Annotated in this window: 3 protein-coding genes; all 3 read left to right on the plus strand. The window is 64.4% G+C overall.

Features of this window, described 5'->3' with window-relative positions; genetic code table 11:
- Window positions 1–192 (plus strand): tRNA ligase subunit PheS family protein (locus JOZ76_RS27105; protein WP_441300110.1); only part of this gene is annotated, 192 nt, incomplete at its 5' end.
- Window positions 193–290: 98 nt separating this feature from the next.
- Window positions 291–734 (plus strand): endonuclease domain-containing protein, encoded by a 444-nt coding sequence (locus JOZ76_RS27110; RefSeq protein ID WP_291703880.1) that lies wholly within the window; start codon window positions 291–293, stop codon window positions 732–734.
- Window positions 731–2,068, plus strand: a 1,338-nt coding sequence (gene pheT / locus JOZ76_RS27115) for a phenylalanine--tRNA ligase subunit beta (protein ID WP_291703882.1), incomplete at its 3' end; no start/stop codon positions are given. The genes JOZ76_RS27110 and pheT, both read left to right, overlap by 4 nt.

Genomic DNA, 2,068 nt, shown 5'->3' on the forward strand with positions numbered 1-2,068 from the left:
CTGCGCGCCTGTGGCCTCGATCCCGACGTGTACCAGGGCTTTGCCTGGGGTATGGGCATCGACCGCATCGCGATGCTGAAATACGGCATGCCCGATCTGCGGCAGCTGTTCGACAGCGATGTGCGCTGGCTTGCCCATTACGGTTTCAAGCCGCTCGAGCTCCCGACGCTCGCCGGAGGACTGAGCTCGTGAGGATGGACACACACGCCCCAGCCGCACGAAAGCTGGGACTCCCTCCCCCGCTTGCGGGGGAGGGCTGGGGTGGGGGCTACCCCACGACGGAGAATCCAATGGACGAGCCCAAAAAGCCAACCTGGAAAATCTCTTCGAAGCTGCGATCGAATGCACGGGCACTCCGCAGAAACTCGACCGAAGCCGAGCGGCTGCTCTGGTCGGAGCTGCGTGATCATCGGCTGGTTGGAATCAGCTTCCGACGTCAGGTCCCAATCAAAAACTTTGTCGCGGATTTCGTGTGTCATGCTGCAAAGCTCGTGATCGAACTCGATGGCGGACAGCATTTCTCTGACGATGGCGAGAGTGCAGATGCGGCGCGCTCAGCGGTTATTGAAGCCGAGGGATTTCGCGTTCTCCGTTTCAGCAACCACGATGTGATGACGAATCGGACGGGTGTTCTCGAAACGATTGCTGCTGCTGTAGCGGCAAGAGCCCCCACCCTAGCCCTCCCCCGCAGGCGGGGGAGGGAACGAGCCACCGCTGGGAAGTCATCATCATGAAATTCACGTTGTCCTGGCTCAAGGATCACCTCGACACCGACGAGCCGGTCGAAAAACTCGTCGATCGGCTCACCATGATCGGGCTCGAGGTCGAGCATCTCGAGGACAAGGCGGCACTGCTCGCGCCGTTCACGATCGCGCGCGTCATCTCCGCCGAAAAACATCCCAACGCGGACAAGCTGCGCCTCTGCATGGTCGATCCAGGCAACGGGGCCGCGCCCGTGCAGGTCGTCTGCGGCGCGCCTAACGCGCGCACGGGAATGATCAGCGTGTTCTCGCCGCCGGGCACCTTCATCCCCGGCAAGAACATTACGCTGTCGGTCGGCAGCATCCGCGGGGTCGAGAGCCGCGGCATGCTCTGCTCGGAGGCCGAACTGCAGCTGTCCGAAAACCATGACGGCATCATGGAGCTGCCCGCCGACGCGCCGATCGGCAAGCCCTATGCCGAATGGGCCGGGATCGGCGACCCCGTGTTCGAGATCAACCTGACGCCGAACCGGCAAGACTGCGCCGGCGTGCACGGCATCGCTCGCGACCTCGCCGCCGCCGACATGGGCAAGTTCAAGGATCCCACGATCAAACCGGTGAAGGGCGAGTTCCCGTCGCCGGTGAAGGTGAGCGTCGAGGACGCCGCGCTGTGCCCGGGCTTTGCGCTGCGCCTGGTGCGCGGCGTCAAGAACGGCCCGTCGCCAAAATGGCTGCGCGACCGCCTGACCTCGATCGGCCTCCGCCCGATCAACGCGCTGGTCGATATCACCAACTACATGACCTATGACCGCGCGCGCCCGCTGCACGTGTTCGACGCCGCGAAGGTGAAGGGCAATCTGGTGGTGCGGCGCGCCCGCGACGGCGAGACGCTGCTGGCGCTGGATGGCCGCAGCTACACGCTGGACGGCACGATGTGCGTCATTGCCGACGAGGCAGGCGTCGAATCGCTCGCCGGCATTATGGGCGGCGAGGCCTCCGGCTGCGACGAAAACACCACCGATGTGCTGATCGAATCGGCGCTGTGGAACGAGATCAACATCGCGCAGACCGGGCGCAAGCTCGGCATCAATACCGACGCGCGCTACCGCTTCGAGCGCGGTGTCGATCCGGCCTTCATGGTGCCCGGCCTCGAAATGGCGACGCGGCTGGTGATGGAGATTTGCGGCGGCACGCCGTCGGAGAACGTCGTCGTCGGCAACACCTTTGGCGATGACCGGATCATCGATTTCCCGCTGTCCGAGGTCAAACGGCTGGCCGGCATCGAGGTGCCGCTGGTCGAGATGCGGCGCATCCTGACCCACCTCGGCTTCATGGTGGCCGGGAATGGCCCGGTCGTGAAGATCGCG

This window comes from Bradyrhizobium sp. (genome assembly GCF_019244115.1).
GTDB lineage: Bacteria > Pseudomonadota > Alphaproteobacteria > Rhizobiales > Xanthobacteraceae > Bradyrhizobium.